General features: G+C 61.7%; 1 protein-coding gene. It reads right to left on the reverse strand.

The window, feature by feature from the left end; all coding sequences use genetic code 11:
- Nucleotides 1-948, reverse strand: coding sequence for an IS481 family transposase (locus FN976_RS28700; RefSeq protein WP_145897519.1), 948 nt, complete (start codon nt 946-948; stop codon nt 1-3).
- Nucleotides 949-990 lie beyond the last annotated feature (42 nt).

The raw sequence follows: 990 nt of genomic DNA on the forward strand, positions 1-990 counted from the left end.
CTAGGTGTGAAGTGTCAAGAGGTTGTTTGTAGCTGAGAGCCTGGAGATTGGCGGTTTGCAGCCGATCCCATGGTGCTGTCGGTGCCAGTTGTAGAAGTGGTTCCACTGCGGCAAAGCGGCTCGACGCTCATCAGAGTGGCTGTAAGCATGGCCGTATGCCCACTCTCGCAAGGCCGACTGGATGAACCGCTCGGCCTTGCCATTTGTTTGCGGCCGGTAGGCTCTCGTGAACTTCTGGTTCACTTGCAGTTCGCAGCACGTCTTGACGAACACGTTTGAATGAAACGCCGGGCCGTTGTCGGTGATCAGGCGCTGCACCTGAATGCCCAGGCCGGCGTAGTACGCGTGCGCGGCTTGCAGGAAGCTCACGGCGCTTTCCTTGCGCTCGTCGGGGTACATCAGGGTAAACGCCACGCGGCTGTGGTCGTCCACGGCGACATAGAGGAATTCCCAGCCGGCGCCTTGGATGCGGCCTTCCCGGGTGCCTGTGACTCGATGGCCAGGCCGCTCGATTCGTCCCAGCTTCTTGATGTCGATGTGGAGTAGCTCTCCGGGCTGTTCTCGCTCGTAGCGTTGCACCGGCTCAGGCGGGCGAAGGTCGCTCAGGCGAGAGAGCCCGGCGCGTCTGAGCACCCGGCTGACGCTCGCCTTGGAAACGCCCACGTACGAAGCGATATGAGCCTGCAGCATGACCTTGCGGCGCAGCTCGACGATGACCAAAGCCACGTTCGGGTCGATCTGACGCGGGCTACGCGCTGGACGCGAGGATTTGTCCAGCAGCCCAGATGGGCCTTCAGCCAGGTAGCGACCCAACCACTTGCGGGCCGTGACGGCACTGACCCCCTGCTGCAGTCCCGCCTCCGATGCTGAAAGGCCACGCTCGGTCATGTCCTGGACCAATTCGAGGCGGCGAAGGTACGTCAATCGGGCATTCTTATGGGTGTTCATCCGGGTGTTCGTGGAGAGTTGACTGGGGGTTTGGCGATTTCC

This window comes from Caenimonas sedimenti (assembly GCF_007833165.1).
Taxonomy (GTDB): Bacteria; Pseudomonadota; Gammaproteobacteria; order Burkholderiales; family Burkholderiaceae_C; genus Ramlibacter; species Ramlibacter sedimenti.